24 protein-coding genes, 2 tRNA genes and 1 other RNA gene are annotated in these 25,961 nt (G+C 57.8%); 14 read left to right on the forward strand and 13 right to left on the reverse strand.

From position 1 onward, the window contains the following. Positions 1-6: 6 nt before the first annotated feature. Both csgF and csgG read left to right on the forward strand, forming a co-directional pair. The gene (csgF, locus tag IM304_RS03715) at positions 7-423 is read left to right on the forward strand and encodes a curli production assembly/transport protein CsgF (protein WP_006809295.1); all 417 of its coding nucleotides are present in this window, start codon (positions 7-9) and stop codon (positions 421-423) included. A 26-nt stretch (positions 424-449) separates the two neighbouring features. Then, positions 450-1,283, forward strand: a complete 834-nt coding sequence (gene csgG, locus IM304_RS03720) for a curli production assembly/transport protein CsgG (RefSeq protein ID WP_148421783.1) — start codon at positions 450-452, stop codon at positions 1,281-1,283. Positions 1,284-1,325: 42 nt separating this feature from the next. Here csgG and IM304_RS03725 read toward each other — a convergent pair whose 3' ends face one another. The 4 genes from IM304_RS03725 to ghrA all read right to left on the reverse strand — a co-directional run bounded on the left by IM304_RS03725 (position 1,326) and on the right by ghrA (position 4,239). Further along, positions 1,326-1,808 (reverse strand): DUF1097 domain-containing protein, encoded by a 483-nt coding sequence (locus IM304_RS03725; RefSeq protein ID WP_193356313.1) that lies wholly within the window; start codon positions 1,806-1,808, stop codon positions 1,326-1,328. Between the two features lie 96 nt (positions 1,809-1,904). Continuing rightward, positions 1,905-2,459 carry a molecular chaperone gene (locus tag IM304_RS03730; RefSeq protein WP_148421787.1) on the reverse strand — a complete coding sequence of 185 codons (555 nt, stop codon included), beginning with the start codon at positions 2,457-2,459 and terminating at the stop codon, positions 1,905-1,907. A gap of 19 nt (positions 2,460-2,478) precedes the next feature. Next, positions 2,479-3,216 carry a phosphatase gene (locus IM304_RS03735; RefSeq protein ID WP_193356314.1) on the reverse strand — a complete coding sequence of 246 codons (738 nt, stop codon included), beginning with the start codon at positions 3,214-3,216 and terminating at the stop codon, positions 2,479-2,481. Between the two features lie 84 nt (positions 3,217-3,300). Continuing rightward, positions 3,301-4,239 carry a glyoxylate/hydroxypyruvate reductase GhrA gene (gene ghrA, locus IM304_RS03740; protein WP_193356315.1) on the reverse strand — a complete coding sequence of 313 codons (939 nt, stop codon included), beginning with the start codon at positions 4,237-4,239 and terminating at the stop codon, positions 3,301-3,303. Positions 4,240-4,470: 231 nt separating this feature from the next. On the opposite strand from ghrA, the gene IM304_RS03745 reads away from it, so the two are divergent. Further along, positions 4,471-4,558, forward strand: a tRNA-Ser gene (locus IM304_RS03745). A gap of 44 nt (positions 4,559-4,602) precedes the next feature. Then, positions 4,603-4,739: non-coding RNA, RtT sRNA (locus IM304_RS03750), on the forward strand. Positions 4,740-4,983: 244 nt separating this feature from the next. On the opposite strand, the gene IM304_RS03755 is transcribed toward IM304_RS03750, so the two are convergent. Further along, positions 4,984-5,889, reverse strand: coding sequence for a LysR family transcriptional regulator (locus IM304_RS03755; RefSeq protein WP_193356756.1), 906 nt, complete (start codon positions 5,887-5,889; stop codon positions 4,984-4,986). A 109-nt stretch (positions 5,890-5,998) separates the two neighbouring features. Here IM304_RS03755 and IM304_RS03760 point away from each other — a divergent pair, with 109 nt between their 5' ends. From IM304_RS03760 to IM304_RS03770, 3 genes are all read left to right on the forward strand, one after another. Further along, positions 5,999-6,859, forward strand: coding sequence for a pirin family protein (locus IM304_RS03760; RefSeq protein ID WP_193356755.1), 861 nt, complete (start codon positions 5,999-6,001; stop codon positions 6,857-6,859). A gap of 20 nt (positions 6,860-6,879) precedes the next feature. After that, positions 6,880-7,557: an isochorismatase family protein gene (locus IM304_RS03765; RefSeq protein WP_193356754.1), complete on the forward strand. Its 678-nt coding sequence runs from the start codon at positions 6,880-6,882 to the stop codon at positions 7,555-7,557. 137 nt (positions 7,558-7,694) lie between these two features. Further along, positions 7,695-7,782: transfer RNA gene (locus IM304_RS03770), tRNA-Ser, on the forward strand. A gap of 242 nt (positions 7,783-8,024) precedes the next feature. Here IM304_RS03770 and IM304_RS03775 read toward each other — a convergent pair. The 5 genes from IM304_RS03775 to efeU form a co-directional block, all read right to left on the reverse strand. Then, the gene (locus tag IM304_RS03775) at positions 8,025-9,530 is read right to left on the reverse strand and encodes a sodium:alanine symporter family protein (protein ID WP_193356321.1); all 1,506 of its coding nucleotides are present in this window, start codon (positions 9,528-9,530) and stop codon (positions 8,025-8,027) included. Between the two features lie 429 nt (positions 9,531-9,959). Beyond that, the gene (gene phoH, locus IM304_RS03780) at positions 9,960-10,751 is read right to left on the reverse strand and encodes a phosphate starvation-inducible protein PhoH (protein ID WP_017384762.1); all 792 of its coding nucleotides are present in this window, start codon (positions 10,749-10,751) and stop codon (positions 9,960-9,962) included. A gap of 499 nt (positions 10,752-11,250) precedes the next feature. Further along, complete coding sequence (gene efeB / locus IM304_RS03785) at positions 11,251-12,534, reverse strand: iron uptake transporter deferrochelatase/peroxidase subunit (RefSeq protein WP_193356322.1); 1,284 nt, start codon at positions 12,532-12,534, stop codon at positions 11,251-11,253. Positions 12,535-12,539: 5 nt separating this feature from the next. Further along, positions 12,540-13,667, reverse strand: a complete 1,128-nt coding sequence (gene efeO, locus IM304_RS03790) for an iron uptake system protein EfeO (protein ID WP_193356323.1) — start codon at positions 13,665-13,667, stop codon at positions 12,540-12,542. A 42-nt stretch (positions 13,668-13,709) separates the two neighbouring features. After that, complete coding sequence (gene efeU, locus IM304_RS03795) at positions 13,710-14,543, reverse strand: iron uptake transporter permease EfeU (protein WP_193356324.1); 834 nt, start codon at positions 14,541-14,543, stop codon at positions 13,710-13,712. Here efeU and IM304_RS22375 point away from each other — a divergent pair. Continuing rightward, on the forward strand, positions 14,542-14,670 hold the full coding sequence (locus tag IM304_RS22375; protein ID WP_255517774.1) for a hypothetical protein: 129 nt from the start codon (positions 14,542-14,544) through the stop codon (positions 14,668-14,670). The two genes, efeU and IM304_RS22375, sit on opposite strands and share 2 nt — an antisense overlap. Positions 14,671-14,795: 125 nt before the next feature. Further along, a complete protein-coding gene (locus IM304_RS03800; RefSeq protein ID WP_193356325.1) occupies positions 14,796-15,980 on the forward strand; it encodes a NupC/NupG family nucleoside CNT transporter in 1,185 nt (394 codons plus the stop codon). A gap of 33 nt (positions 15,981-16,013) precedes the next feature. Here IM304_RS03800 and IM304_RS03805 read toward each other — a convergent pair whose 3' ends face one another. Together IM304_RS03805 and putP are read right to left on the reverse strand one after the other, a co-directional pair. Next, positions 16,014-16,433, reverse strand: a complete 420-nt coding sequence (locus tag IM304_RS03805; protein WP_148421804.1) for a DUF3574 domain-containing protein — start codon at positions 16,431-16,433, stop codon at positions 16,014-16,016. Between the two features lie 62 nt (positions 16,434-16,495). Continuing rightward, positions 16,496-18,004 carry a sodium/proline symporter PutP gene (gene putP, locus IM304_RS03810; RefSeq protein WP_193356326.1) on the reverse strand — a complete coding sequence of 503 codons (1,509 nt, stop codon included), beginning with the start codon at positions 18,002-18,004 and terminating at the stop codon, positions 16,496-16,498. A gap of 422 nt (positions 18,005-18,426) precedes the next feature. On the opposite strand from putP, the gene putA reads away from it, so the two are divergent. Then, positions 18,427-22,389 (forward strand): trifunctional transcriptional regulator/proline dehydrogenase/L-glutamate gamma-semialdehyde dehydrogenase, encoded by a 3,963-nt coding sequence (putA, locus tag IM304_RS03815; protein ID WP_193356327.1) that lies wholly within the window; start codon positions 18,427-18,429, stop codon positions 22,387-22,389. A gap of 51 nt (positions 22,390-22,440) precedes the next feature. After that, positions 22,441-22,830, forward strand: coding sequence for a lysozyme inhibitor LprI family protein (locus tag IM304_RS03820; protein WP_193356328.1), 390 nt, complete (start codon positions 22,441-22,443; stop codon positions 22,828-22,830). A gap of 68 nt (positions 22,831-22,898) precedes the next feature. Here IM304_RS03820 and rutR read toward each other — a convergent pair whose 3' ends face one another. Then, positions 22,899-23,537 carry an HTH-type transcriptional regulator RutR gene (gene rutR / locus IM304_RS03825; RefSeq protein WP_148420876.1) on the reverse strand — a complete coding sequence of 213 codons (639 nt, stop codon included), beginning with the start codon at positions 23,535-23,537 and terminating at the stop codon, positions 22,899-22,901. Between the two features lie 244 nt (positions 23,538-23,781). Here rutR and rutA point away from each other — a divergent pair, with 244 nt between their 5' ends. The 3 genes from rutA to rutC are packed head-to-tail and all read left to right on the forward strand — an operon-like array spanning position 23,782 to position 25,960. Then, entirely contained in the window at positions 23,782-24,873 is a 1,092-nt protein-coding gene (gene rutA / locus IM304_RS03830) for a pyrimidine utilization protein A (protein ID WP_193356329.1), read from the forward strand. Further along, positions 24,873-25,562, forward strand: a complete 690-nt coding sequence (gene rutB / locus IM304_RS03835; protein ID WP_193356330.1) for a pyrimidine utilization protein B — start codon at positions 24,873-24,875, stop codon at positions 25,560-25,562. Before rutA ends, rutB begins: the two co-directional genes overlap by 1 nt. Positions 25,563-25,573: 11 nt before the next feature. After that, positions 25,574-25,960 (forward strand): pyrimidine utilization protein C, encoded by a 387-nt coding sequence (gene rutC / locus IM304_RS03840; RefSeq protein ID WP_193356331.1) that lies wholly within the window; start codon positions 25,574-25,576, stop codon positions 25,958-25,960. Position 25,961: the final 1 nt, after the last annotated feature.

Raw genomic sequence — 25,961 nt, forward strand, 5'->3', positions numbered from 1 at the left:
GCTGTTATGCGTCTCGCACACACGGTGATTTCGTTAATGCTCATTGCGCCATTAAGCTGGGCCGGAAATATGACCTTCCAGTTCCGCAACCCCAATTTTGGCGGCAACCCGAATAACGGGGCATTTATGCTTAATCAGGCTCAGGCTCAAAACTCGTATAAGGACCCCAGCTATGACGATGATTTCGGTATCGAGACCCCGTCTGCGCTGGATAACTTCACTCAGGCCATCCAGTCGCAAATATTAGGAGGCTTGTTAACCAATATTAATACCGGCAAACCCGGCCGCATGGTGACTAACGACTTTATCGTCGATATTGCCAACAAAGATGGGCAGCTTCAGTTAAATGTGACCGATCGTAAAACCGGAAGAACGTCGACAATCCAGGTTTCCGGCTTGCAGACCAGTTCAACTGATTTCTGAACACCTCCGAAATAAGGACAATCATCATGCAGCGCTTTTTTATTTTAGTTGCGGTGTGCTTATTAAGCGGTTGTTTAACTGCTCCGCCGAAAGAAGCCGCTAAGCCAACGTTAATGCCCCGCGCCCAGAGCTATCGCGATCTGACGCATCTGCCGGTGCCAACCGGGAAGATATTCGTCTCGGTGTATAACATTCAGGACGAAACGGGACAGTTCAAACCGTATCCGGCCAGCAACTTCTCGACGGCCGTTCCGCAGAGCGCAACCGCGATGCTGGTTACCGCCCTGAAAGATTCGCGCTGGTTTATTCCGCTGGAGCGTCAGGGCCTGCAAAACCTGCTGAACGAACGAAAAATCATTCGTGCCGCTCAGGAGAATGGGACCGTCGGCGTCAATAACCGCATGCCGCTTCAGTCTCTCACCGCAGCCAATATCATGGTGGAAGGGTCGATTATCGGCTACGAAAGCAACGTGAAATCGGGCGGCGCAGGTGCGCGTTACTTTGGCATTGGAGCCGACACGCAGTATCAGCTGGATCAGATTGCCGTTAGCCTGCGCGTGGTTAACGTGAGTACGGGCGAAATTTTGTCCTCCGTAACCACCAGCAAAACGATTCTCTCTTATGAGGTGCAGGCGGGGGTATTCCGCTTTATTGACTACCAGCGTTTGCTGGAGGGGGAAATTGGCTACACCGCCAACGAGCCGGTTATGCTGTGCCTGATGTCGGCTATCGAAACCGGGGTGATTTTCCTGATTAATGACGGTATCGATCGCGGCCTGTGGGATCTTCAGAATAAGAGTGACGTAAGAAATGCGGTACTGGTGAAGTATCGTGAGATGTCGGTGCCGCCGGAATCGTGATCGGCAGCGCTAAAAAAGGCGAGATATCACTCTCGCCTTTTTTTATTCACTCACCGCCGTAACGCTCTGGTGCTTTTCACGTCGGGCTGCAAGCCACAGGCCGCTGTTCTTCATGGCATAGCCAAACAGTAATCCCAGCATTACCGAAGGCACCACCAGCTTCCACTCCCCCTGCCCGGCAAAGGTGGCGCAGGCACCCATAAACGTGCCGGGCACGAAGGAGAGCAGCAGATGTTTTGCCTGAATGCACATCAGGAAGGCCACAACCCCGGTCATGACGTAACCCAGCATCTCGATATGCGGTGCCAGCGCGCTGCCCTTCATGATGACCATCGCCCAGACTACCCCGCTCAGCAGGGTGCAGCCCGAAATAAACAGCCCCTTCAGGCCACCCTGCGGGCAGGCGAAATAGGCCGTGCAGCCAAGGAAACCCGCCCAGCTCAACAAACCGAGAGACACTGCTACCCATCCCCAGATGCCGGAGAGGATGCCTGTCGTGAGTGCAATACAAAGTAAGATATTCATGGTGCGCATCTTAGCAGATGCGCACCGGGGAAATGAGATCGGAAGCACATTACGTGCAAGTTGAAATGTATCGTTGCAGGATTTTTGTGACTCAAATCACTCTTCGTTCTCTTCTTCCAGCTCATCCCACATCGCAGCGATGGCATCGCGCGTCAGGGGTGCCAGCGTTCTCCAGAATGGCGAGGTGGCGTGAGCCTCAACTTTGCCGAGGAAAGTGCCGCACCAGGGCAGCAGGTACGTATCGAACAGGGTTTCAATCGCCTCATTCTCATCGTCCCCTGCGTTATCTTCAATCCACGAGGCCGCCAGCAGCAGCGTACCGATATGATCGGCTGGCATATCCGTCAGCGGCATGCCGCGTTCTGAAAGAAATGCCCGCACCTCCGCCTCGGTTGCACCTTCCTGCCAGGCAGAACGATACGGCGAAACGCGACACTCTTCCCCCACGAACAGCGCATTGTAATCGGTTGAAATCTGCTGCATGTCGCAGCTTTTTTGCAAACGTTCCAGCAAATCATCCTGCTCCAGCGGCCAGTTCTGCGCCAGTTTACCTTCACGGATCAGGGTAAACAGCGGAACCAGCAGCGGGTCCTGCGGCTGGCGATAATATAAGGTGCCCAGCACGCGGCAAAGGATGGAAAACTCATTCATGTTTCTGTTCCGTTATTAATTAAAGATCGGCAAATTCATCAATCGGTGCCATGCCGCGCGACTCAAGGAAGTCGAGCATACGCCGCGGCGTGACGTTCAGGATCCGTTCTTCCGGGAAGTTCACGTCCTGTAAAATTTTCAGGCACTCGCTGAAGTCACCCAGCGTGAAGGCGGTGTGTGAATCAGAGCCCAGCGCCACCATCCCGCCCGCGTCACGCACGGCCGCCGCCACGGCGCGACAGTTTGCTTCACTGCCCTTGCGCGAGTGAACAAACGAGGAGTTATTAATTTCCAGCGCCACGCGGTGTTTTGCCGCCGCCTGCGCCACGGCCTCAATATCAATCGGGTATTTAGGGTTGCCCGGATGGCTGATAATGTGCACGTTGCCGCTGGCTATGGTGGCGATCATCGCCGCGGTATTGGTGTCTTTATCCTGCGGCGCAAAAACGGGCTCATGAAAACCGGCGAGGATCAGATCTAACGAGGTCAGCATCGGGCCGGTGCAGTCAATTTCACCGTCGATATTTTTAATATTCGCTTCAATGCCGCGCAGTATCCCGATGCCGTCTACCAGACGAGGCCAGATACGCATATTCACAAAATGCCAGTAGTGCGGCGCATCCGCCATATCCGGGCCGTGATCGGTTATCGCAAACAGCTTAATGCCCTTAAGCTTCGCCTGCGCGATGTAATCATGGAGGTTGCTGTAAGCGTGGGTGCTGGCGACGGTATGCATATGCAGGTCAACGGGATACATCTTTCTCTCCTCTGCGTTTTTTCCAAAGGATAGCAGTTATCAGCGGCGAATATTAGCAAAAACCCGGCAAACGCCGGGTTTCTCTCAGTAGCCTCGCTGCCTGTCGACCTGTCCGGTCACCGCGTTGCCCTTCTCTATCTCGCTGATGGTATGCGAGATATACGCTACGGCCTCTGCCGGACGCGTCACGGCCGCAACATGTGGCGTCATCGCCACGCGTGGGTGAGCCCAGAGCGGGCTTTCCGCCGGCAGCGGCTCGCGGCTATACACGTCCAGCATAGCGCCTTTCAGCTTACCGCTGTCGAGCGCGTTCAGCAGATCGTCCTCTACAACGTGCACCCCGCGCGCCAGGTTCATCAGGTAGCTCTGGTCAGCCAGCTGGTTGAGCAGCGCACCGTTAATAATACCAACCGTCTCCGCCGTATTTGGCAGCAGGTTAATGAGGACACGCGTCTGTTTCAGGAACGCGGGGAGTTCGTCCATGCCGGCAAAGCTCTCGACGCCCGGGTAATTCTTGCGGCTGCGGCTCCAGCAGCGCAGCGGGAAGCCCCACGGCGCGAGCGCTTCTGCCACTTTTGAGCCCAATACCCCCGCCCCGAGAATGCCGATGGTAAAATCTTCACGCTGATAGTCCGGGAGCGGTTCCCAGTGGGCCTTCTGCTTAAACGCCTGATAATCGTCGAAGCGGCGGAACCAGTGCAGCACCTGGCTCACGGCATATTCCTGCATCTGCTGGCCCATGCCGGTATCTTCCAGCCGGAACAGGGGAATATCCTCCGCCAGCATTTCCGGGTGTGCCTTCAGCTTACTTAAAATGGAATCCACGCCAGCGCCGAGGGCAAACACCGCCTTCAGCCTGCGCCCCTGAAGCATTTCAACCGGCGGATGCCAGACGAGCGCGTAGTCGGCATGTTCATTATCGCCCCGCTTCCACTCGCGAACGCGTGCGCCAGGCAGTGCAGCCGCGATCGCGTCAATCCAGTAAGCCGTATCAAAAGTGGGGTGATAGAAGATAATATCCATAGTCATTCCTGCCTTTTTTGCGCGGTTTTATTTTCATTTTCAACTGGATTGCCAGCATAACAAATTTAACGGGAAACCGCGTTGCTGATAAAAGAGGCGCTTTTCGCACATTTCGGAATCAGGTTGCCTGAAGTTTGTCTAAACGCGCTAAATTACTGAAAAAGTGAGTTGACGGCAGTACGGCTTTTCCTTACATTAGCGCCCGTCCCGACAACAACGGGATGACAATATGGTGAGGTGTCCGAGTGGCTGAAGGAGCACGCCTGGAAAGTGTGTATACGGCAACGTATCGGGGGTTCGAATCCCCCCCTCACCGCCATATTTAAAGAAGAGCTCGTACGAAAGTACGGGCTTTTTTTTCGCATATTACACGCCTGCGGGGGGATGAGAACCCCCGACCGGGGTTCGACAACTGGCGCAGCCAGTTGGACAGACTGCGAGCGCAGCGAACAGGCTGCCCGCAGGGCGAGCGAAGCGAGTCAATCCCCCCCTCACCGCCATATTTAAAGAAGAGCTCGTACGAAAGTACGGGCTTTTTTTTCGCATATTGCACGCCTGTGGGGGGATGAGAATCCCCGACCGGGGTTCGACAACTGGCGCAGCCAGTTGGACAGACTGCGAGCGCAGCGAACAGGCTGCCCGCAGGGCGAGCGAAGCGAGTCAATCCCCCCCTCACCCTAACCCTCTCCCCAGAGGGGAGAGGGGATAGTTAGGTGCTCGCATTCAGTTGTCCCCCTGGAACCGTTACTCCTCCACCATCCGGGCATATTCTTCCGTTAGAAAATCCACCAGCGTCCTGACCGACGGCAGTAAACCGCGCCGGGAAGGATATACTGCGTGAATCACTTCCCGTCTTGGCTCCCATGCGTTCAGCACCCGAACCAGTTCCCCTGACGCAAGCTGATCTTTCACCATCAAAATCGGCAGCTGCACCACGCCCACGCCCGCCATCGCCGCTTCCCGCAGCGCCAGCATGTCGGTCGTCACCAGGCGCGGCGTAAAGTGAACCTCTGCTTTCGCCCCCTCCGGCCCGCTCAGATCCCACTTATGCAGGTGCCTGCCGGCCCCCATACTTAAACCCGGCCATTTGCTGAGTTCAGAGGGCATCGACGGGCTACCCATCCGTTCAATCAGGGACGGTCCGGCAACCAGGCAGTGTCCCCTGTCAGCCAGCACCCTTAACACCAAATCGCTGTCGTCAAACGGACGCGGGCGAACGCGGATCGCCACATCCACTCCCTCACCGACCAGATCGACCCGGCGGTTGGTCGCTTCCAGCTGGAGGTTAATCCCCGGATAGCGTGCCATAAACGTTGCCAGCATTGGCCCCACGTGAACGTGCAGTAACGTCACCGGACAGGCGATCCTGACCATACCGCGCGGTTCAGCCTGTAAGGCAGCCACGGCCTCCTCCGCCGCTTCGGCCTCTACCAGCATCGCTTTACAGTGCTGATAAAACGTATGCCCCACCTCAGTCACCGTGAACTGCCGCGTGGTGCGCTGTATCAACCGAACGCCGAGCCGCTCCTCGAGCTGCGCTATCCGGCGACTCAGTTTGGATTTAGGCTGATCCAGCGCTCGCCCTGCCGCCGCAAACCCACCATGGTCCACCACCTTCACGAACCACGCGAAATCATTGAGATCCTGCATATGCCCCCATTGTTCTATTTGAAGAACAGTGAATGTCATTTTCGCTATCTACCGGGATATTAACCCTGAATATAAGCTAATTACATCAACAGAACATCAGGAGTTAATCATGAAAAACGTAACTGGCGTTTATACCGCACCCCGTCCGCACTGGGTCGGCGACGGTTTTCCCGTTCGTTCGATGTTTTCTTACCAGACGCATGGCGAAACGCTAAGCCCGTTTCTGCTGCTGGATTACGCCGGGCCTCACACCTTCCCGGCGGATGGCGTAAAACGCGGCGTGGGCGAGCATCCTCATCGCGGCTTTGAAACGGTCACCATCGTCTACGCCGGTGAGGTTGAGCATCGTGACTCCACCGGCAGAGGCGGCGTGATTGGCCCGGGAGACGTGCAGTGGATGACGGCTGGCGCAGGCATTCTGCACGAGGAGTTCCACTCCGGCGCGTTCGCGCAGAAAGGCGGCGAAATGAAAATGATGCAACTGTGGGTCAACCTGCCCGCCAAAGACAAGATGGCGACGCCGGGCTACCAGAGCATCACTCGGGCGGATATCCCGTCGGTTACCCTTCCGGATAACAGCGGAACGCTACGCGTCATCGCTGGACGCTATGAAGATGTAACCGGCCCGGCTCATACCTTCTCGCCGCTGAACGTGTGGGATCTCTCGCTGAATCAGGGCAGCCATCTGACGCTCCATCAGCCAGAGGGCTGGAGCGCGGCGCTGGTTGTCGTTGAGGGCAGCGTGACGGTAAATGGCGCCACGCCGGCGGGTGAAGCGCAGCTGGTCGTGCTAAGCCAGAGCGGCGACAAACTGCATCTCGAAGCCAGCAGCGACGCGAAGGTGCTGCTGATGGCCGGGGAGCCGCTGAATGAACCGATTGTCGGCTATGGCCCGTTTGTGATGAACAGTAAAACCGAAATCGCCGAGGCAATTCGCGATTTCAACTCCGGCCGCTTTGGCCAGATCTGAACGTAATAAAGGAGCGCATTATGTCTACCCCTGCAAACTTCAACGGTGCACGTCCCGTTATTGACGTAAATGATGCAGTCATGCTGCTTATCGATCACCAGAGCGGGCTGTTCCAGACCGTTGGCGACATGCCAATGCCCGAGCTGCGCGCCCGTGCGGCGGCGCTGGCAAAAATTGCCTCGCTGGCGAGGATCCCGGTGATCACCACGGCGTCGGTGCCACAGGGACCAAACGGCCCACTTATCCCGGAGATCCACGCCAACGCGCCGCACGCGGAGTACGTTGCGCGTAAGGGTGAGATCAACGCCTGGGATAACCCGGCGTTTGTGGCGGCGGTAAAAGCCACGGGGCGTAAAACGCTGATTATCGCGGGCACTATCACCAGCGTCTGCATGGCTTTTCCCTCTATCAGCGCGGTGGCGGATGGCTACAAAGTGTTTGCGGTAATAGATGCGTCCGGCACCTACAGCAAGATGGCCCAGGAGATCACCCTTGCCCGCGTGGTGCAGGCAGGCGTGGTGCCGATGGATACGGCAGCCGTTGCTTCCGAGATTCAGCGGACATGGAATCGTGAAGATGCGGCTGAATGGGCTGAGGTTTACACGCATATCTTCCCGGCCTATCAGCTGCTCATCGAAAGCTACGGCAAAGCGCAGGACGTGGTGAAAAACAGCGAAGTGCTCGATTCACAGCGTTAATCCTACGCTGTGCGGCAAAAGCTGATTAAGGCTTAACCGAACAGGCACGAATGCAGAAAATCTGCTTGACCGTTTTGGCGCAACTCCCTATAGTAGCGCCCCGTTGCCCCCCAAGCGGTCAGGCAGCAAAACAATATGGTGAGGTGTCCGAGTGGCTGAAGGAGCACGCCTGGAAAGTGTGTATACGGCAACGTATCGGGGGTTCGAATCCCCCCCTCACCGCCATATTTAAAGAAGAGCTCGCATGAAAATGCGGGCTTTTTTTTTCGCATATTGCACGCCTGTGAGGGGGATGAGAATCCCCGACCGGGGTTCGACAACTGGCGCAGCCAGTTGGACAGACTGAGAGCGCAGCGAACAGGCTGCCCGCAGGGCGAGCGAAGCGAGTCAATCCCCCCCGGTGCGAACTCAGCCGCCTCACTTATAAAAAAGCCCGTGCGTTGGCACGGGCTTTTTTATTTTAATCCTCAGCTATTCAACTTCCCTGCCGGCTGCTTTCCTTCAGGAGATGCGACCTGCCCAGGCTGAGCACCCCCCTCATCCCTGCGCTCCCCCAGCCAGTAATCCGCATTTTTGATGCCAAGCCGAACCGGATCAAACTGTGGATTAATCCCCTGCGCGTTCTGGGTCTCGTAATCCTTCAGGCTGGCAAAGGCTTTTTTATGCAGGAGGACAATGGCAATAATGTTGAGCCATGCCATCAGCCCTACCCCGATATCCCCTAATCCCCATGCCAGATCCGCGGTGCGGATTGTGCCATATACCGTGGACGCCATCAGACATAATTTAAGCAGGAATGTCAGCCACGGGCGGTGAATTTTACGGTTAATGTAGGCGATATTGGTTTCGGCGATATAGTAATAGGCAATGATGGTGGTGAAGGCAAAGAAGAACAGCGCGATAGCGACAAAGTAATTGCCAAAGCCCGGCATCATACTTTCCATCGCCGTCTGCACATAGCCGGGACCTGCCGCGACGCCCGAAATACCGGTATAAAGCGCAGCGCCGTCAACGCCCTGGACATTATACAGCCCGGTGATCAGCAGCATAAATCCGGTCGCGGAGCAGACAAACAGCGTATCGATATAAACGGAAAATGCCTGAACCAGCCCCTGCTTCACCGGATGGCTCACTGCCGCCGCCGATGATGCATGCGGTCCGGTACCCTGCGCGGCCTCGTTGGAATACACGCCGCGCTTAACGCCCCACATGATAGCCTGGCCCAGGATTGCACCAAAGCCCGCTTCGAGGCCGAAAGCACTTTTCCAGATCAGCAGAATAACGGAAGGCAGTTTTTCAATATTGATGGCGATAATAACGCAGGCAACAATAATATAGCCGAGCGCCATAAACGGAACCACCATGCTGCTAAAGCTGGCGATCCTTTTCACGCCGCCGAAAATAATGAAGCTTAACAGTACAGCCAGCAATGCTGCCGTGACGTTTGGGTTAAGGCCGAAGGCAATATCCAGGCTGGCGGCAATGGAGTTTGCCTGAACGCCCGGCAGTAATAATCCGCAGGAGAAAATGGTGACGATAGCAAATAACCATGCGTACCACTTTACCCCCAGCCCTTTCTCAATATAAAAGGCGGGGCCACCACGGTATTCACCGTTAATTTTTTCTTTATATACCTGCCCTAACGTGGACTCTACAAATGCAGAGCTGGCGCCCAAAAACGCCACTACCCACATCCAGAAAAGCGCGCCCGGCCCACCAAAGGTAATGGCGGTGGCCACACCGGCTATGTTCCCGGTACCCACGCGCCCCGCCAGCGTCATCGTCAGCGCCTGAAACGACGATACGCCGGCATCGGTAGCCCCACCCTGAAACATAAGGGTAATCATATGTTTTATATGGCGTAACTGCAGAAAACGACTACGCAGTGAAAAATAGAGGCCAACACCCAGACATAAAAATATTAACGCCGGGCTCCAGATAACACCGTTAATTGCACTAACCAGTTCGTTCATGTATGACCCTCAGCGTGATGTGCCAGGGAAAATGCTCCCCTGGTGTATTTCTTCTTAGAATTGTGTTTGAACAAGTACGAAACATAGATAATTACCTGCAAGACACCAACTTAATTTTTACGCCTTAGCAATGTTCTGTGACAACATTCACGTTTAAATTTAGCGCAACAATTAGCACGATCATTATATTCACAGATATTTTGTGGGTATTATAAATACATATCACACTTCTGCGATTTTTATAAAACCGACCTCCGCGAATTAACCGCAAGAGTATTAATACCGCAAAATAATACGTAAATCCCGCCCCGTTCGATAGGAAATTAATATGAGCTAAGCAGAGAATTATATTATAAAGGGAATAAGCGAAGCTTCCCGGCATTATGCCGGGAAGGAATGGCTAAGAAAGTGGAATGATGAAGCTTTGCCTTAATCGGAATAAACTTCCAGCGTGCGCTGACACAGCGCCGAGCGGACGCAGTCCTCTTTGGTAAAGCGAACAACGCCGATCATTTCATCTTCCTCAAAACGTGACATGGCATCGCTGAGGCCGGACTTAACGCCCGACGGCAGGTCACACTGGGTAATATCGCCATTGACGATAACCGTCACGTTCTCCCCGAGGCGCGTTAAAAACATCTTCATTTGCGCAGCGGTCACGTTCTGAGCCTCGTCAAGAATAACGACCGCATTTTCAAATGTACGTCCGCGCATATAGGCGAACGGCGCGATTTCCACCTTGCCAATCTCTGGCCGCAGGCAGTACTGCATAAAGGAAGCGCCCAGCCGCTTCACCAGCACGTCATAGACGGGCCTGAAGTACGGGGCAAACTTCTCCGAAATGTCGCCGGGCAGGAAGCCAAGATCTTCATCAGCCTGCAGTACCGGACGGGTCACGATGATCCGTTCCACGTCCTTATGAATCAGCGCCTCCGCCGCTTTGGCGGCGCTGATCCACGTTTTCCCGCATCCGGCTTCCCCGGTTGCAAAGATGAGCTGTTTACTCTCGATAGCATTCAGGTAGTGCGCCTGAGCTTCATTTCGCGCCACAATTGGCGATGCATCGCGGCTATCCCGCGCCATGCCAATGGATTCTACGCCGCTCATCTGCACAAGCGAGGTGACCGATTCTTCTTCACGCTGCTTATGGCTACGTGAATCCCGTCTCAGCACACGTTTTGCTTCACGACGAGCTTTGATCACTGCTTTTTGTCTTCCCATGGATAGCACCTTGAGTTGTTGGTATTCATCACACGCGCCAGCGTCGGCACGATTATGCGCACGAACATCAGAGGGTTGGCTTCCTTGTAAGCCATTGCTTGCATTACCGGATGACGATACAGAACGGCTACGCGCACCGCTATGCACGTCGGTAGAAACAGGTTTTTGAGGTGAAGGGGAGATTGTAGTGGTGAGGAAATCGCTGCCGGAGTCTGAGCCTCCGCGCCGGGTGCTGCGGTTGATGTGTTTACCTTGTCCAGTACAGGACGCAACCATTCGCGATCTCCATAGTGAGTAACATCACTGCCGGGAACTACCGCTGTCTTATCTTAAGTACATCAGGCTTTATCATAAACGCAACATTTATTTTACCTGGATGCAACTTTTCGGACTGTCCCTACATGGAAAATCAGTCTCATATAGAAATATTACAGAAATATAACAATAAGATAGTCTATGGAAAAAATAATGTCCCTGCGAACGGTCGCAGGGACGATTATCAGGCTTCAATCAGCCCTTGTGCGAGATACGCGTTCCCGTCGCGCGGGCCAGGCAGGGCAAAGAAATAGCCGCCACCGATGGGCTTAATATACTCCTCCAGCGCTTCGCCGTTCAGCCGCTTCTGTACGGTGAGAAACCCTTTCTCGAGATCGTGCTGATAGCAGACAAACAACAGCCCCATATCAAGCTGCCCGGAGTTGGTCACCCCCAGCGAATAGCTGTAGCCCCTGCGCATCATCAGGCTGGACTGCGTCTCTCTGGTACGTGGATTGGCGAGGCGAATATGGCTGTCCAGCGCGATGACATCGCCATCCGGATCGCGGGCATAGTCAGGCTCATCGTGCTCATTTTTCATGCCCAGCGGTGCGCCGGTCTGCTTGTCGCGGCCAAAGATAGTCTGCTGCTCCTTTAGCGGCGTGCGGTCCCAGAACTCCACGTGGAACTGAATGATACGGACAGCCTGATAGCTGCCGCCCACCGCCCAGGCCGGTTCGCCCTGGTCCGCCGTAACCCACACCACGCTGTCCATCAGCGCGCCATTGCTGCTGTCCGGGTTAGCGGTGCCGTCCCTGAAGCCCAGCAGGTTGACCGGCGTCTCTTTGCCTTTGCTGCGCGCCGCGTGGTCAGAGATAAACCCTTCCCGCTTCCAGCGCACGCTCAGCAGATCCGGAGCGTGCTTGATGATATCGCGCAGGGCGTGGATCACCGTGTCCTGGGTGTTGGCGCAGATCTGCAACAGCAGATCGCCGTGGCACAGCGCCGCGTCAAGGGAATCATTCGGGAAACGCGTCATTTTTTGCAGCGCTTTCGGCTTCTGCTTCGCCAGCCCGTAACGGTCATCAAACAGCGATGCCCCTACCGAGACGGTGATGGTCAGGTTATCGGGCGCAATAAACGCGCCGAGGATACCGGAATCCATCGGCGGCAGGCGCAGATTGGGCGTTTCCGGCGCCGGGCCGCCCGCGGTAAGGAAGGCGATGCGCGCGGTCAGCAGCCTGAACAGGCGCTCAAGGTCGGCCCTATCGCTCGCCAGGGAATCAAACGCCACCAGCATCATGGAAGCCTGCTGCGGCGTCAGGATCCCCGCCTGGTGCTCGCCGTAAAACGGCTGCGTTTCCATACGCGCATCTGGCGACAGCGTGCCCGGCGCGCTTTGCGGTTTGGCCGCATGCGCCACCGGGCAGCCCCCCGTCAGGGCAAGCGCGCCGCCCAGCGCCCCAGCCCCTTTCAGTAAACGACGGCGGGAAGGCTCCGCTACGTCGTACTCGTCATGCTTGTTCATCGCGCTCAGTCCAGACCCAGCACGCCACGCAGCAGGGAGAGATCTTCCGCCAGCGTGGTAATCGGGCCTTTCAGCGCGTTACGATCGGCATCGGTCAGCTTATCGTACGTTTCAAACCCGTCTCTGGTGCGGTATTTCGCCAGGATAGCGTCCACTTTTTTGAAGTTGGCATCCACCTTCGCCAGCAGCTCGCCGTTCTCTTTTTGCAGCTGAGGACGCAGCAGGTCGACAATTTTCTGCGCGCCGTCAACGTTCGCCTGGAAATCCCACAGGTCGGTGTGGCTGTAGCGATCTTCTTCCCCGCTGATTTTGCTCGCGGCGACTTCTTCTATCAGCCCCGCCGCGCCGCCAACCACCTTCGACGGCGGGAAGGCCAGCTCGCTGATGCGTTTTTGCAGCTCCAGCACGTCGGTGTGCAGCTGTTCGGCGTATTTCTCCATCCCTTTGGTGGAGTTATCGCCAAACAGGGCTTTTTCCAGACGGTGGAAGCCGGTGAATTTCGGGTCGGCGGCCTTCTGCTCGTAGTCGTCTTCACGGGCATCGATGCTGCCGTCAAGGTCAGAGAACAGCTCGGCAATCGGCTCAATGCGCTCGTAGTGCTGTCGGGTTGGCGCATACAGGGATTTTGCTTTGTCGATATCCCCCGCCTTCACCGCGTCGGTAAAGGCCTTGGTGCCCGCCGCCAGATCCGCCGTCTCTTTGGTAACGTAGGCTTTATAGGCGGTAATCGCGTCGCCCAGGCTCAGTAAGGCCGTGCCTTTGGCAGCGTCCGCCGTCGCTGCACCTTTAACAATCAGCTTGCCCTTAGGGTTAGTCAGCAGGCCGCAGGTCATCTCGTACTCACCCGGCTGGAGGCTGGCGGTCATCTTCTGGCTGAAGCCAGGCGCGATATTCTCGCGCTCTTCCACCACCATCACGCCCTTCAGGATCTCCCACTCCAGCGCCTTCTGGCTGTGGTTCTGAATAATAAACTGGGTTTTGCCGCTGTTAACCGTGATGGTCATCGGTTCGCACTGCTTATCGGTTACGGTCACTTTAACCTGTGGAATATCCGCAGCCTGCGCCGCGAATGCGGACGCAATCAGCGCCGCCACACCAGCCCGTAACGTACTACGACGAAATTGAATTGCCATGGTCCTTCCCTTTTAAAGTATGTTGTAACTAACCGGTACGCGTCAGGATGCGGTACGCGACGTCTGAGCGCCGGGGCGTGCTGGCATGAAAAACAGCACCAGCGCCGGAATGAGGTAGATAAAGTACATCGCCACTTCGCTGACGCTCGGCGTTTCCTGATAGCCGAAGATGCCTTCGAGCAGGGTGCCGGTCAGTGAATGGGTGGAGAGGACGTTGCTGAGATCGAACGCCACGTCCTGGAAGTGGTTCCACAGCCCCGCCTCGTGGAAGGCGCGGATCGCGCCTGCCGCCAGCCCGGCTGCTACCAGCAGGATAAATAGGCTGGTCCACCTGAAGAACGCGCCGAGGTTCAGGCGAATGCCGCCCCAGTAAAGCAGGAAGCCCAGCACCACGGCGGTGGCAAGCCCCAGCACGGCGCCCAGCGGCGGCCAGATGCCAACGTCCTGCTGGAACGCCGCCAGCAGAAAGAACACGGACTCCAGGCCTTCACGCGCAACGGCAAAAAAGACCATCAGAATCAGCGCCCAGCCGTGGTTGCCGCTTTTTTGCAGCGCGTTATCCACCGCCTGCTCCAGCTGAACCTTCACGTTGCGCGAGACTTTGCGCATCCAGAACACCATCCAGGTGAGGATGAACACCGCAATAACGGCGACGATGCCCTCAAACAGCTCCTGCTCTTTCTGGGGAAACTCGCCGGTAGTTTCGTTGATGAGGATCCCGAGCCCCAGGCAGAGCGCCGCGGCGAGGAAAACGCCAGCCCACATCGCGCCAATCCAGCGTCCACGCTGGGTACGCTTCAGGTAACTGGCGATAAGGCTGACGATCAGGGCCGCTTCAAGGCCTTCACGTAACATAATGAGAAAAGGAACAAACATGCAGACACCTTCAAATGTTTATCGCGGTCAACTGATGCAAAGAAAAGTAAATTCTTGTGATAGTGATTATCATTACGCAAACAAGAAAAACAAGCGAAATGTAGGGCGTTTTGATGACCAGATGTAAACGCATCGCTGGGTAATCATTCGCAGGGAAACCGTTTTGTTCAGAAGGTTTGACGAAAATGTTCGTTTACGGTTAACCGCCGCTATGGCTAAATGTCCGCCTCGAAAACCAACTGAAAATAAACCATGTTTAAGATTGTCCATTTCCTGCTGGCGCTGGTGATTATTCTTGCGCTTGCCTGGCTGGTGAGTTTCGACCGCCGAAAAATTCGCATCCGCTTTGTTTTACAGCTGATCGTCATTGAAATCGCGCTGGCATTCTTTTTTCTGCACGCGGAAAGCGGCCTGTTCATTATTAAATACGTCTCCGGCTTCTTTGAATCGCTGCTGAAATTCGCTGCCGAAGGGACTAATTTTGTCTTTGGCGGGATGGGCGATAAAGGGCTGGCGTTCATTTTCCTTGGCGTGCTCTGCCCCATTATTTTTATCTCGGCCCTGATTGGTATTCTTCAGCACTGGCGCATTCTGCCGATCTTTATTCGGATCATCGGGACGCTGCTGTCAAAACTTAACGGTATGGGCAAGCTGGAGTCGTTTAATGCGGTGAGCTCGCTTATCCTCGGCCAGTCGGAAAATTTCATTGCCTACAAGGGCGTGCTGGGCGATCTCTCCTCTCGCCGCCTCTTTACCATGGCGGCAACGGCGATGTCGACGGTCTCCCTGTCGATCGTCGGCGCCTATATGACCATGCTCGACGCCAAATTTGTCGTCGCGGCGCTGATTCTGAATATGTTCAGCACCTTTATTATTCTCTCGGTTATTAACCCGGCGCGCCCGGAAGCCGAGCCGGATATCAAACTGGAAAAGCTGCATGAGTCCCAGAGCTTCTTCGAAATGCTGGGCGAGTATATTCTGGCAGGCTTTAAGGTGGCGATGATTATTCTGGCGATGCTGATTGGCTTTATCGCCCTTATCAGCGCCGTTAACGCCCTGTTCTCCAGCATATTCGGCATGAGCTTCCAGCAGATTCTGGGCTACGTATTCTATCCGCTGGCGTGGCTGGTCGGTATTCCGCTGAGCGATGCCTTAAGCGCGGGCAGTATTATGGCAACCAAGCTGGTGGCGAATGAATTTGTGGCGATGATTGAGCTGCAAAAAATTGCCCATCAGATGTCGCCGCGCGGGCTGGGTATTTTGTCGGTGTTCCTGGTGTCGTTTGCTAACTTCGCCTCTATCGGCATTGTTGCCGGGGCCATTAAGGGGCTGAACGAGCAGCAGGGCAACGTGGTCTCGCGGTTTGGTTTACGCCTGGTGTACGGCGCGACGCTGGTGAGCCTGCTGTCGGCGAGCTTTGCGGGGCTGGTGCTGTAAGCGAAAACGGCGGCTGAGGCCGCCGTTTTTGATTCAGAACTGCACGCACGCCGGCAAATCGACCCGCATTACCGACTCCTGCGCGAAGCGGGATTTATAGATCCCGCGCAGCGCTTCAATATTCGTCTCGCTCTGGGCATCTTTTGCGTGGATCAGCATCAGCGCCTTGCTCGGCTCGCGGGCCACCTTCCCGTCGTTCCCCAGCCACTGCCCGCGCGCGTCCATCACCGTTAAGCCGTCGCGAAAGCGCGGCGTCACGTCCCGGTCAACGAACTGCTGCCACTCGCTGGCGGTGATTTGCGCCCCGGCCGGGCGATTCAGCCCGAAATAGAGCGTGGTCTGCTGCATCTGGTTTTCCGCCTTGCAGGTTTCAGCTGGCGCGCGCTGTGAGGGTGCATTACAGCCCGCCAGCATCACTAATGCTGCCACCATTAACCCTGTTTTCATCATCATTTATCATCTCGCACTGGTGAGCGGTCTATCCCCTCTCCCCTGTGGGGAGAGGGGATATGTTTTTACTCAGCCTGAAGCTTAGCTGGCGGCGCAGAGTGATAGTGCGCGTCCGCTTCAGCAAAGCGTTTCTGCATCGCGGCAGACGGCGCTTTACCCAGCAGGCTGAACACCACAATCCCGATGCTGCCGAAGATGAAGCCCGGAATGATTTCATACAGCCCCAGCCACGCGAACTGTTTCCAGACGATGACGGTCACCGCACCGATAATCATCCCCGCCAGCGCGCCGTTGCGGGTCATGCGTGACCACAGCACGGAGAACAGCACCACCGGACCAAACGCGGCGCCAAAGCCTGCCCAGGCGTAGCTTACCAGGCCCAGCACGCGGTTCTCCGGGTTCGCCGCCAGGGCGATGGCAATCAGCGCCACCAGCAGCACCATAAAGCGCCCTACCCATACCAGCTCTTTCTGGCTTGCGTCCTTGCGCAGGAAGGCCTTGTAAAGATCTTCCGTAATGGCGCTGGAGCACACCAGCAGCTGGCAGCTCAGGGTGGACATCACCGCCGCCAGGATGGCGGAGAGCAGAATACCGGCAATCCACGGGTTAAACAGGATCTGCGCCAGCTCGATGAACACGCGCTCGGCGTTCTGGTTCACCGCGCCCGCCTGTGCCGGGTTGTTATTGAAGTAGGCAATGCCGAAGAAGCCGACCGCGCACGCGCCCGCCAGGCACAGGATCATCCACGTCATGCTGATGCGGCGTGCGTGGACGATGGTGTGGTGGGAATCCGCCGCCATAAAGCGCGCCAGAATGTGCGGCTGACCGAAGTAGCCCAGCCCCCAGCCCATCAGGGAGACGATGGCAACGAAGTTCAGCCCTTTCAGCATGTCGACGTTTTCGATGCTCTTCTGCTTGATGACTTCGAGCGATTCGCCAAAGCCGCCGACGGTGAAAATCACAATTACCGGGGTCAGGATCAGCGCGAAAATCATCAGGCTCGCCTGCACGGTATCGGTCCAGCTTACCGCCAGGAATCCGCCCACGAAGGTATAGAGGATAGTCGCGGCCGCACCGGCCCACAGCGCCGTTTCATAGCTCATGCCGAAGGTGCTTTCGAACAGGCGCGCGCCCGCCACGATGCCGGAGGCACAGTAGATGGTGAAGAACAGCAGAATAACCACCGCGGAGATAATGCGCAGGATACGGCTGTTATCCTCAAAGCGTCCGGTGAAGTAGTCCGGTAGCGTCAGGGCGTTGTTGTTGGCTTCGGTATGCACGCGCAGACGGCCTGCCACCAGCTTCCAGTTGATCCACGCGCCAACGGTAAGGCCGATGGCGATCCAGCTTTCGGAGATGCCGGAGATGAAAATCGCGCCCGGCAGGCCCATCAGCAGCCAGCCGCTCATGTCGGATGCGCCCGCAGAGAGCGCGGTTACCATCGGGCCTAAGCTGCGCCCGCCCAGTATGTAGTCGTCAAAGTTTTTAGTGGAACGCCACGCCAAAAACCCTATCAGGATCATGCCAAAAATATAAACGAGAAATGTCACCAGCATCGGTGTGCTAATAGCCATTCAAATTCTCCAAAATGTCGAGCGACAGCCGTCCGGGCTGCCTTGTTATGTCATCACCGGAACGTAGTGATGTGCGTATGTGTTTCCGTTGGGCGCGCTATCCTGCCGTATACGCCTCCCACTGACAAACGATTTAACACTGCATTTACATGAATTTCATCCCTGGTTTTATACGTCTTTCCTATAGGTTGCACTCGCTCACGCTTTTGCGGGTTGCACCTTTAAAAAGTGTTAAGCACCGCATAAAAACTGGGCCCGACAACATCGACCGGCGCGTTTTCTCAGCTAACTAATCGTTAACAATCCATTCATTTTCCAGCTTGCAGACCAGGTCACATTTAACACGGTTGCACAAAGTTGCAACATGGTGGATATTTCACGCTATCTACAGAACGCTATTACAGAACAACAGGAGTTTTGGCATGGGGATGACCACCATGGGGGTTAAGCTTGATGACGCGACCCGCGAACGGATTAAACACGCGGCGACCCGCATTGACCGCACGCCGCACTGGTTAATCAAGCAGGCGATTTTTAACTATCTGGAAAGGCTGGAGAGCGAAGACGGTCTGCCGGAGCTGCCTGCCCTGCTGGCGGGCGCTGCGAACGAAAGCGAAGACGCCGCGACGGCTGTTGAAGAGAACCATCAGCCGTTCCTCGAATTTGCCGAGCAGATCCTGCCCCAGTCCGTCAGCCGCGCCGCCATTACCGGGGCCTACCGTCGCGCCGAAACCGATGCCGTGCCGATGCTGCTGGAGCAGGCCCGCCTGCCGGAAGCCATTGCCGCCCGGGCGCACAGCCTGGCGTACCAGCTGGCCGACAAGCTGCGTAATCAGAAAAGCGCTAGCGGCCGCGCCGGGATGGTGCAGGGCCTGCTGCAGGAGTTCTCCCTCTCCTCACAGGAAGGCGTGGCGCTGATGTGCCTGGCCGAGGCGCTGCTGCGTATCCCCGATAAGGCCACCCGCGATGCGCTGATCCGCGACAAAATCAGCAACGGCAACTGGCACTCCCACATTGGCCGCAGCCCGTCGCTGTTCGTCAACGCCGCCACCTGGGGCCTGCTGTTTACCGGCAAGCTGGTCTCCACCCATAACGAAGCCAACCTGTCACGCTCCCTGAACCGCATCATCGGCAAGAGCGGCGAGCCGCTGATCCGCAAGGGCGTGGACATGGCGATGCGCCTGATGGGCGAGCAGTTCGTTACCGGAGAAACCATCGCCGAAGCGCTGGCTAACGCACGCAGGCTGGAAGACAAAGGCTTCCGCTACTCCTACGACATGCTGGGCGAAGCGGCGCTGACCGCCGCCGACGCGCAGGCCTATATGGTCTCCTATCAGCAGGCAATCCACGCCATCGGCAAAGCGTCCAACGGTCGAGGTATTTATGAAGGCCCCGGTATTTCCATTAAGCTTTCCGCCCTGCACCCGCGCTACAGCCGCGCGCAGTACGACCGGGTGATGGAAGAGCTGTACCCGCGCCTGAAGTCCCTGACCCTGCTGGCCCGCCAGTACGACATCGGCATCAACATCGACGCCGAAGAGGCCGACCGCCTGGAGATCTCCCTCGATCTGCTGGAAAAACTCTGCTTCGAGCCGGAGCTGGCCGGCTGGAACGGCATTGGCTTCGTTATCCAGGCCTACCAGAAGCGCTGCCCGTTCGTCATTGATTACCTGATTGACCTGGCCAGCCGCAGCCGTCGCCGCCTGATGATCCGTCTGGTGAAAGGCGCGTACTGGGATAGCGAAATCAAGCGCGCCCAGATGGAGGGCCTGGAAGGCTATCCGGTTTACACCCGCAAGGTCTACACCGACGTCTCCTATCTCGCCTGTGCGAAAAAGCTGCTCGGCGTGCCGAACCTGATTTATCCGCAGTTCGCCACCCATAACGCCCACACTCTGGCGGCGATCTACAGCCTGGCGGGACAGAACTACTATCCGGGACAGTACGAGTTCCAGTGCCTGCACGGCATGGGTGAACCGCTGTACGAGCAGGTGACCGGTAAAGTGGCCGACGGCAAGCTGAACCGCCCGTGCCGTATCTATGCTCCGGTGGGTACTCACGAAACCCTGCTCGCGTACCTGGTGCGTCGCCTGCTGGAAAACGGCGCGAACACCTCCTTCGTTAACCGCATCGCCGACACCACCCTGCCGCTGGACGAGCTGGTGGCCGATCCGGTGCAGGCCGTGGAAAAAATGGCGGCGCAGGAAGGCCAGATTGGCCTGCCGCATCCGAAGATTGCCCTGCCGCGCGAGCTGTATGGCGCAGGCCGCGTCAACTCGGCGGGCCTGGATCTGGCGAACGAACACCGTCTGGCGTCGCTCTCCTCTGCCCTGCTCAACAGCGCGCTGCAGAAATGGCAGGCCAAACCGATCCTTGAGCACTCCGTTGAGGACGGCGACATGCAGCCGGTGATCAACCCGGCCGAGCCGAAGGATATCGTCGGCTACGCGCGTGAAGCGACCGAAGCGGAAGTGGACCAGGCGCTGGAGAGCGCGGTAAACAACGCGCCAATCTGGTTTGCCACCCCGCCGCAGGAGCGCGCCGCGATCCTGGAGCGTGCCGCGGTGCTGATGGAAGATCAGATGCAGTCGCTCATCGGCATTCTGGTGCGCGAGGCGGGTAAAACCTTCAGCAACGCCATCGCCGAAGTGCGCGAAGCGGTCGACTTCCTCCACTACTACGCCGGCCAGGTGCGCGATGATTTCGACAACGAAACGCACCGCCCGCTCGGCCCGGTGGTCTGTATCAGCCCGTGGAACTTCCCGCTGGCGATCTTCACCGGCCAGATTGCCGCCGCGCTTGCCGCAGGCAACAGCGTGCTGGCAAAACCGGCGGAGCAAACGCCGCTGATTGCCGCGCAGGGCATCAACATCCTGCTGGAAGCGGGCGTGCCGGCGGGCGTGGTTCAGCTGCTGCCGGGCCGCGGTGAAACCGTCGGCGCTAAGCTGACGTCCGATAACCGGGTGCGCGGCGTGATGTTTACCGGCTCCACCGAGGTGGCCTCCCTGCTGCAGCGCAACATTGCTACCCGTCTGGATGCGCAGGGCCGTCCAACGCCGCTCATCGCCGAAACCGGCGGCATGAACGCCATGATCGTTGACTCCTCTGCCCTCACCGAGCAGGTGGTGGTTGACGTGCTGGCCTCCGCGTTCGACAGCGCCGGTCAGCGCTGCTCCGCCCTGCGCGTGCTGTGCCTGCAGGACGACGTGGCCGACCGCACGCTGAAGATGCTGCGCGGCGCAATGGCCGAATGCCGCATGGGCAACCCGGGCCGTCTCACCACCGACATCGGGCCGGTGATCGACGCGGAAGCCAAAGCCAATATTGAAAACCATATTCAGACCATGCGCGCCAAGGGCCGTCCGGTGTTCCAGGCAGTGCGCGAGAACAGCGAAGATGCCCGCGAATGGCAGACCGGCACCTTCGTGCCGCCTACGCTTATCGAGCTGGCGAGCTTCGACGAGCTGAAAAAAGAGGTCTTTGGTCCGGTGCTGCACGTGGTGCGCTACAGCCGCAACAGCCTCAACGAGCTGATCGACCAGATCAACGCCTCCGGCTACGGCCTGACGCTCGGCGTGCATACGCGTATCGACGAAACCATCGCGCAGGTTACCGGCAACGCCAAAGTCGGCAACCTGTACGTCAACCGCAACATGGTCGGCGCGGTCGTGGGCGTGCAGCCGTTCGGCGGTGAAGGCCTCTCCGGCACCGGTCCGAAGGCAGGCGGCCCGCTCTACCTGTATCGTCTGCTGGCGAACCGCCCGGAAAACGCGCTGGGCGTGACGCTGGCGCGCCAGGACGCTGACTATCCGGTGGATGCGCAGGTGAAAGCCGTGCTGACCCAGCCGCTGGAGGCGCTCGTTAAGTGGGCAGAAAACCGCCCTGAACTGCGTGCCGTTGCTCAGCAGTACGGCGAGCTGGCGCAGGCCGGTACCCAGCGTCTGCTGCCGGGTCCAACCGGCGAGCGCAACACCTGGACGCTGATGCCGCGCGAGCGCGTGCTGTGCGTGGCGGATAACGAGCAGGACGCCCTGGTGCAGCTGGCTGCCGCGACGGCTACCGGCTGTGAGGTGCTGTGGCCGGAAGATGCCCTGCATCGCGATCTCGCTAAGCAGCTGCCAAAAGCGGTCTCGGCCCGCATTCGCTTTGCCAAGGCCGACGCGCTGCTGGCCCAGCCGTTTGACGCGGTGATCTACCACGGCGACTCCGACCAGCTGCGCGAGCTGTGCGAGCAGGTCGCGGCCCGCAGCGGGGCGATTGTTTCGGTGCAGGGCTTTGCGCGCGGGGAAACCAACCTGCTGCTGGAGCGCCTGTACGTGGAACGTTCGCTCAGCGTCAACACCGCGGCGGCAGGCGGTAACGCCAGCCTGATGACAATCGGCTAACGCTGTGCTAATAAGGCTCCGGAGACGGAGCCTTATTTTATTGGGGAGAGTATGAAACGATTTCTTATCGCAGGGGCAGCCCTGCTGCTGAGCGCGAGCGCGCTGGCCGACGAGTGCGGCAACGCGACCACCCAGGCTGAACTGAACGCCTGTAGCGCGCAGCAGTACCAGGCCGCGGATAAAAAGCTTAACGAGACGTATCAGGCCGCCATCAAGCGCGCGGCAGCGCCCCAGCGCGACCTGCTTAAAAAGGCGCAGCAGGCGTGGATTACCCTGCGCGACGCGGACTGCGCGTTTATCGGCTCGGGTACGGAAGGCGGAAGCGTTCAGCCAATGATCGTGAGCCAGTGTCTGGCTGAGAAAACCGTAGAGCGCGAAGCGTTTCTGGCCTCGCTGATGCAGTGTGAAGAGGGCGACCTAAGCTGTCCCCTCTCCCCATAGGGGCGAGGGAGAAAAGACAGCACAGAACAGTCCCCTCTCCCCTTGGGAGAGGGTTAGGGTGAGGGAAACTAGCGCACGCGGATCCCTTCGATAATCATCCGCTGCACGTTTTCGAGGGTGCTCTGGAAAAACGCCTCGTCCTGGAGCGTTTTTCCGGTTACCGCCTCAACCTGGGCCGCGAAGTCAGCGTAATGCTGGGTGGAGGCCCAAATCATAAAGATCAGGTGCTGCGGATCGACGGGGGCCAGCTTGCCGCTGGCGACCCATCCGGCAATAATCGCCGATTTATCGTCCACCAGCTGCTTTAAATCCCCCGTCAGCTCGGCCTGCAGCAGCGGCGCGCCCTGCAGCATCTCCAGGCAGAACAGCCGCGAGGCCTGCGGATAATCGCGCGATACCTCCAGCTTCAGGCGAATGTACTCCCCGATGGCCACCAGCGGAGCCAGCTCTTCGCGAAACGCCTTAAGCGGCGCAAGCCAGATATCCAGGATCTGCTGCATCACGGCCACGTACAGCGCCTCTTTCGACGGGTAGTAGTAGAGCAGATTGGTTTTGGACACCCCGGCCTGCTCCGCCACCTGCTCAAGGCGCGTGCCGTGAATGCCAAACTGCGAAAACGTCTCCAGCGCGGCGCTGAGGATCGCCTGCTTCTTGGCGCTCACCGCCTGCGAACGTTTACCGGGTGTTTTCACTGCGCCTTGCGTCATTTCCGCTCTCCATTTTCTTTTCTGCGCTCAGCATAGCAAAACCCCCGTCTCGCCACGACCCTGTGCACCCCCATCGCGCATGAGTGCCTGTTTTGTGTGCAATGTTTTTGACCATTCAGTCCACATTTAACCGTATCAAACCATCAACCCGCGATTAACACATTAATAACATAGCCATTTTCAAAACTGGCACTCCCTTTGCAAAACACCGTTACACCTGCGACGTAATGAAGAGAGGTTCGTGATGAAAATTGGCGTATTTGTACCGATCGGCAACAACGGCTGGCTTATCTCGACCACTGCCCCGCAGTACATGCCGAGCTTTGAGCTGAACAAAGCCATCGTGCAGAAGGCGGAGCACTACCATTTCGACTTTGCGCTCTCGATGATCAAGCTGCGCGGCTTCGGCGGCAAAACCGAATTCTGGGACCACAACCTGGAGTCCTTCACCCTGATGGCCGGGCTGGCCGCGGTGACCTCCCGCATCCAGATCTACGCCACCGCCGCCACGCTCACCCTGCCCCCGGCGATCGTGGCGCGCATGGCCTCCACCATCGACTCCATCTCCGGCGGACGCTTTGGCGTCAACCTGGTCACCGGCTGGCAAAAGCCGGAGTACGAGCAGATGGGGATCTGGCCGGGTGACGAGTATTTCTCGTGTCGCTACGACTACCTGACCGAATACGTGCAGGTGCTGCGCGACCTGTGGGGCACCGGCAAAAGCGACTTCAAGGGTGACTTCTTCACCATGAACGACTGCCGCGTTAGCCCGAAGCCGTCGGTGCCAATGAAGGTCATCTGCGCCGGCCAGAGCGATGCGGGGATGGAATTCTCCGCAAAATACGCCGACTTCAACTTCTGCTTCGGTAAAGGCGTGAATACGCCTGCCGCCTTCGCCCCGACCGCCGCGCGGATGAAAGAGGCCGCCGACAAAACCGGGCGCGACGTCGGCTCCTACGTGCTGTTTATGGTCATTGCCGACGAAACCGACGACGCCGCCCGCGCCAAATGGGAGCGCTATAAGGACGGCGCGGACGAGGAGGCGCTGAGCTGGCTTACCGAGCAGAGCCAGAAGGATACCCGCTCCGGTTCGGACACCAACGTTCGCCAGATGGCCGACCCGACGTCAGCCGTCAACATCAACATGGGAACCCTGGTGGGCTCGTATGCCAGCGTCGCCAGAATGCTCGACGAGGTGGCCGCCGTTCCCGGGGCGGAAGGCGTTCTGCTGACCTTCGATGATTTCCTCACCGGGGTGGAGACCTTCGGCGAGCGCATTCAGCCGCTGATGCAGTGCCGCGCCCACATTCCCGCCGTGACGAAGGAGGTGGCGTAATGACGACCCTTAACGCTCGCCCGGAAGCCATCACCTTTGCGCCAGCGCAGGGCGCGCTGATCGTGGTGGATATGCAAAACGCCTACGCCAGCCGGGGCGGTTATCTGGATCTGGCGGGGTTCGACGTTTCTTCTACCCGGCCGGTGATTGAGAACATCAAAACCGCCGTAGCGGCTGCCCGCGCGGCAGGCATGCTGATTATCTGGTTTCAGAACGGCTGGGACGACCAGTACGTGGAGGCCGGCGGCCCCGGCTCGCCCAACTTCCACAAGTCGAACGCCCTGAAAACCATGCGCAAACGGCCAGAACTCCAGGGCAAGCTGCTGGCGAAAGGCGGCTGGGATTATCAGCTGGTGGATGAGCTGGTGCCACAGGCGGGGGATATCGTGCTGCCGAAACCGCGCTACAGCGGCTTTTTCAACACGCCGCTCGACAGCCTGCTACGCAGCCGGGGCATTCGTCACCTGGTCTTCACGGGCATTGCCACCAACGTCTGCGTGGAGTCGACCCTGCGCGACGGCTTTTTCCTCGAGTATTTCGGCGTGGTGCTGGAAGACGCTACCCATCAGGCCGGGCCGGATTTCGCGCAGAAAGCCGCCCTGTTCAATATCGAAACCTTTTTTGGCTGGGTGAGTAACGTCGCGGACTTCTGCGACGCGCTGGATCCGCCGCTGGCCCGTATCGCCTGAGGAGAACCGCTATGCCGAAATCCGTGATTATTCCGCCGGGCACCGGTACCCCGATTGCCCCGTTTGTCCCCGGCACGCTCGCCGACGGCGTGGTGTACGTTTCCGGCACGCTGCCGTTCGATAAAGACAACAGCGTGGTGTTCATCAACGACCCAAAGGCGCAAACCCGCCACGTTCTGGAGACCATCAAATCCGTGATCAAAACGGCGGGTGGCACCATGGAGGACGTGACCTTCAACAGCATCTTTATCACCGACTGGAAAAACTACGCCGCGATTAACGAGGTCTACGCGGAGTTTTTCCCGGGCGATAAGCCGGCGCGGTTTTGCATCCAGTGCGGGCTGGTGAAGCCCGAGGCGCTGGTTGAAATTGCCACCGTTGCGCACATCGCGAAGTGAG

This window comes from Enterobacter cloacae complex sp. P40C2, from assembly GCF_014930695.1.
GTDB lineage: Bacteria > Pseudomonadota > Gammaproteobacteria > Enterobacterales > Enterobacteriaceae > Enterobacter > Enterobacter pasteurii.

What these genes read in the sequence shown, in the direction of transcription:
- rutC (WP_193356331.1), top strand. Translation starts at nt 25,574, where the DNA reads ATGCCGAAATCCGTGATTATTCCGCCGGGCACCGGTACCCCGATTGCC.
- IM304_RS03800 (WP_193356325.1), top strand. Translation starts at nt 14,796, where the DNA reads ATGTTTAAGATTGTCCATTTCCTGCTGGCGCTGGTGATTATTCTTGCG.
- efeU (WP_193356324.1), bottom strand. Translation starts at nt 14,543, where the DNA reads ATGTTTGTTCCTTTTCTCATTATGTTACGTGAAGGCCTTGAAGCGGCC.
- rutB (WP_193356330.1), top strand. Translation starts at nt 24,873, where the DNA reads ATGACGACCCTTAACGCTCGCCCGGAAGCCATCACCTTTGCGCCAGCG.
- csgG (WP_148421783.1), top strand. Translation starts at nt 450, where the DNA reads ATGCAGCGCTTTTTTATTTTAGTTGCGGTGTGCTTATTAAGCGGTTGT.
- IM304_RS03765 (WP_193356754.1), top strand. Translation starts at nt 6,880, where the DNA reads ATGTCTACCCCTGCAAACTTCAACGGTGCACGTCCCGTTATTGACGTA.
- IM304_RS03730 (WP_148421787.1), bottom strand. Translation starts at nt 2,459, where the DNA reads ATGAATGAGTTTTCCATCCTTTGCCGCGTGCTGGGCACCTTATATTAT.
- csgF (WP_006809295.1), top strand. Translation starts at nt 7, where the DNA reads ATGCGTCTCGCACACACGGTGATTTCGTTAATGCTCATTGCGCCATTA.
- rutR (WP_148420876.1), bottom strand. Translation starts at nt 23,537, where the DNA reads ATGACGCAAGGCGCAGTGAAAACACCCGGTAAACGTTCGCAGGCGGTG.
- IM304_RS03755 (WP_193356756.1), bottom strand. Translation starts at nt 5,889, where the DNA reads ATGCAGGATCTCAATGATTTCGCGTGGTTCGTGAAGGTGGTGGACCAT.
- IM304_RS03820 (WP_193356328.1), top strand. Translation starts at nt 22,441, where the DNA reads ATGAAACGATTTCTTATCGCAGGGGCAGCCCTGCTGCTGAGCGCGAGC.
- ghrA (WP_193356315.1), bottom strand. Translation starts at nt 4,239, where the DNA reads ATGGATATTATCTTCTATCACCCCACTTTTGATACGGCTTACTGGATT.
- IM304_RS03725 (WP_193356313.1), bottom strand. Translation starts at nt 1,808, where the DNA reads ATGAATATCTTACTTTGTATTGCACTCACGACAGGCATCCTCTCCGGC.
- IM304_RS22375 (WP_255517774.1), top strand. Translation starts at nt 14,542, where the DNA reads ATGCAGACACCTTCAAATGTTTATCGCGGTCAACTGATGCAAAGAAAA.
- putA (WP_193356327.1), top strand. Translation starts at nt 18,427, where the DNA reads ATGGGGATGACCACCATGGGGGTTAAGCTTGATGACGCGACCCGCGAA.
- rutA (WP_193356329.1), top strand. Translation starts at nt 23,782, where the DNA reads ATGAAAATTGGCGTATTTGTACCGATCGGCAACAACGGCTGGCTTATC.
- IM304_RS03775 (WP_193356321.1), bottom strand. Translation starts at nt 9,530, where the DNA reads ATGAACGAACTGGTTAGTGCAATTAACGGTGTTATCTGGAGCCCGGCG.
- efeO (WP_193356323.1), bottom strand. Translation starts at nt 13,667, where the DNA reads ATGGCAATTCAATTTCGTCGTAGTACGTTACGGGCTGGTGTGGCGGCG.
- IM304_RS03760 (WP_193356755.1), top strand. Translation starts at nt 5,999, where the DNA reads ATGAAAAACGTAACTGGCGTTTATACCGCACCCCGTCCGCACTGGGTC.
- IM304_RS03735 (WP_193356314.1), bottom strand. Translation starts at nt 3,216, where the DNA reads ATGTATCCCGTTGACCTGCATATGCATACCGTCGCCAGCACCCACGCT.
- putP (WP_193356326.1), bottom strand. Translation starts at nt 18,004, where the DNA reads ATGGCTATTAGCACACCGATGCTGGTGACATTTCTCGTTTATATTTTT.
- phoH (WP_017384762.1), bottom strand. Translation starts at nt 10,751, where the DNA reads ATGGGAAGACAAAAAGCAGTGATCAAAGCTCGTCGTGAAGCAAAACGT.
- IM304_RS03805 (WP_148421804.1), bottom strand. Translation starts at nt 16,433, where the DNA reads ATGATGATGAAAACAGGGTTAATGGTGGCAGCATTAGTGATGCTGGCG.
- efeB (WP_193356322.1), bottom strand. Translation starts at nt 12,534, where the DNA reads ATGAACAAGCATGACGAGTACGACGTAGCGGAGCCTTCCCGCCGTCGT.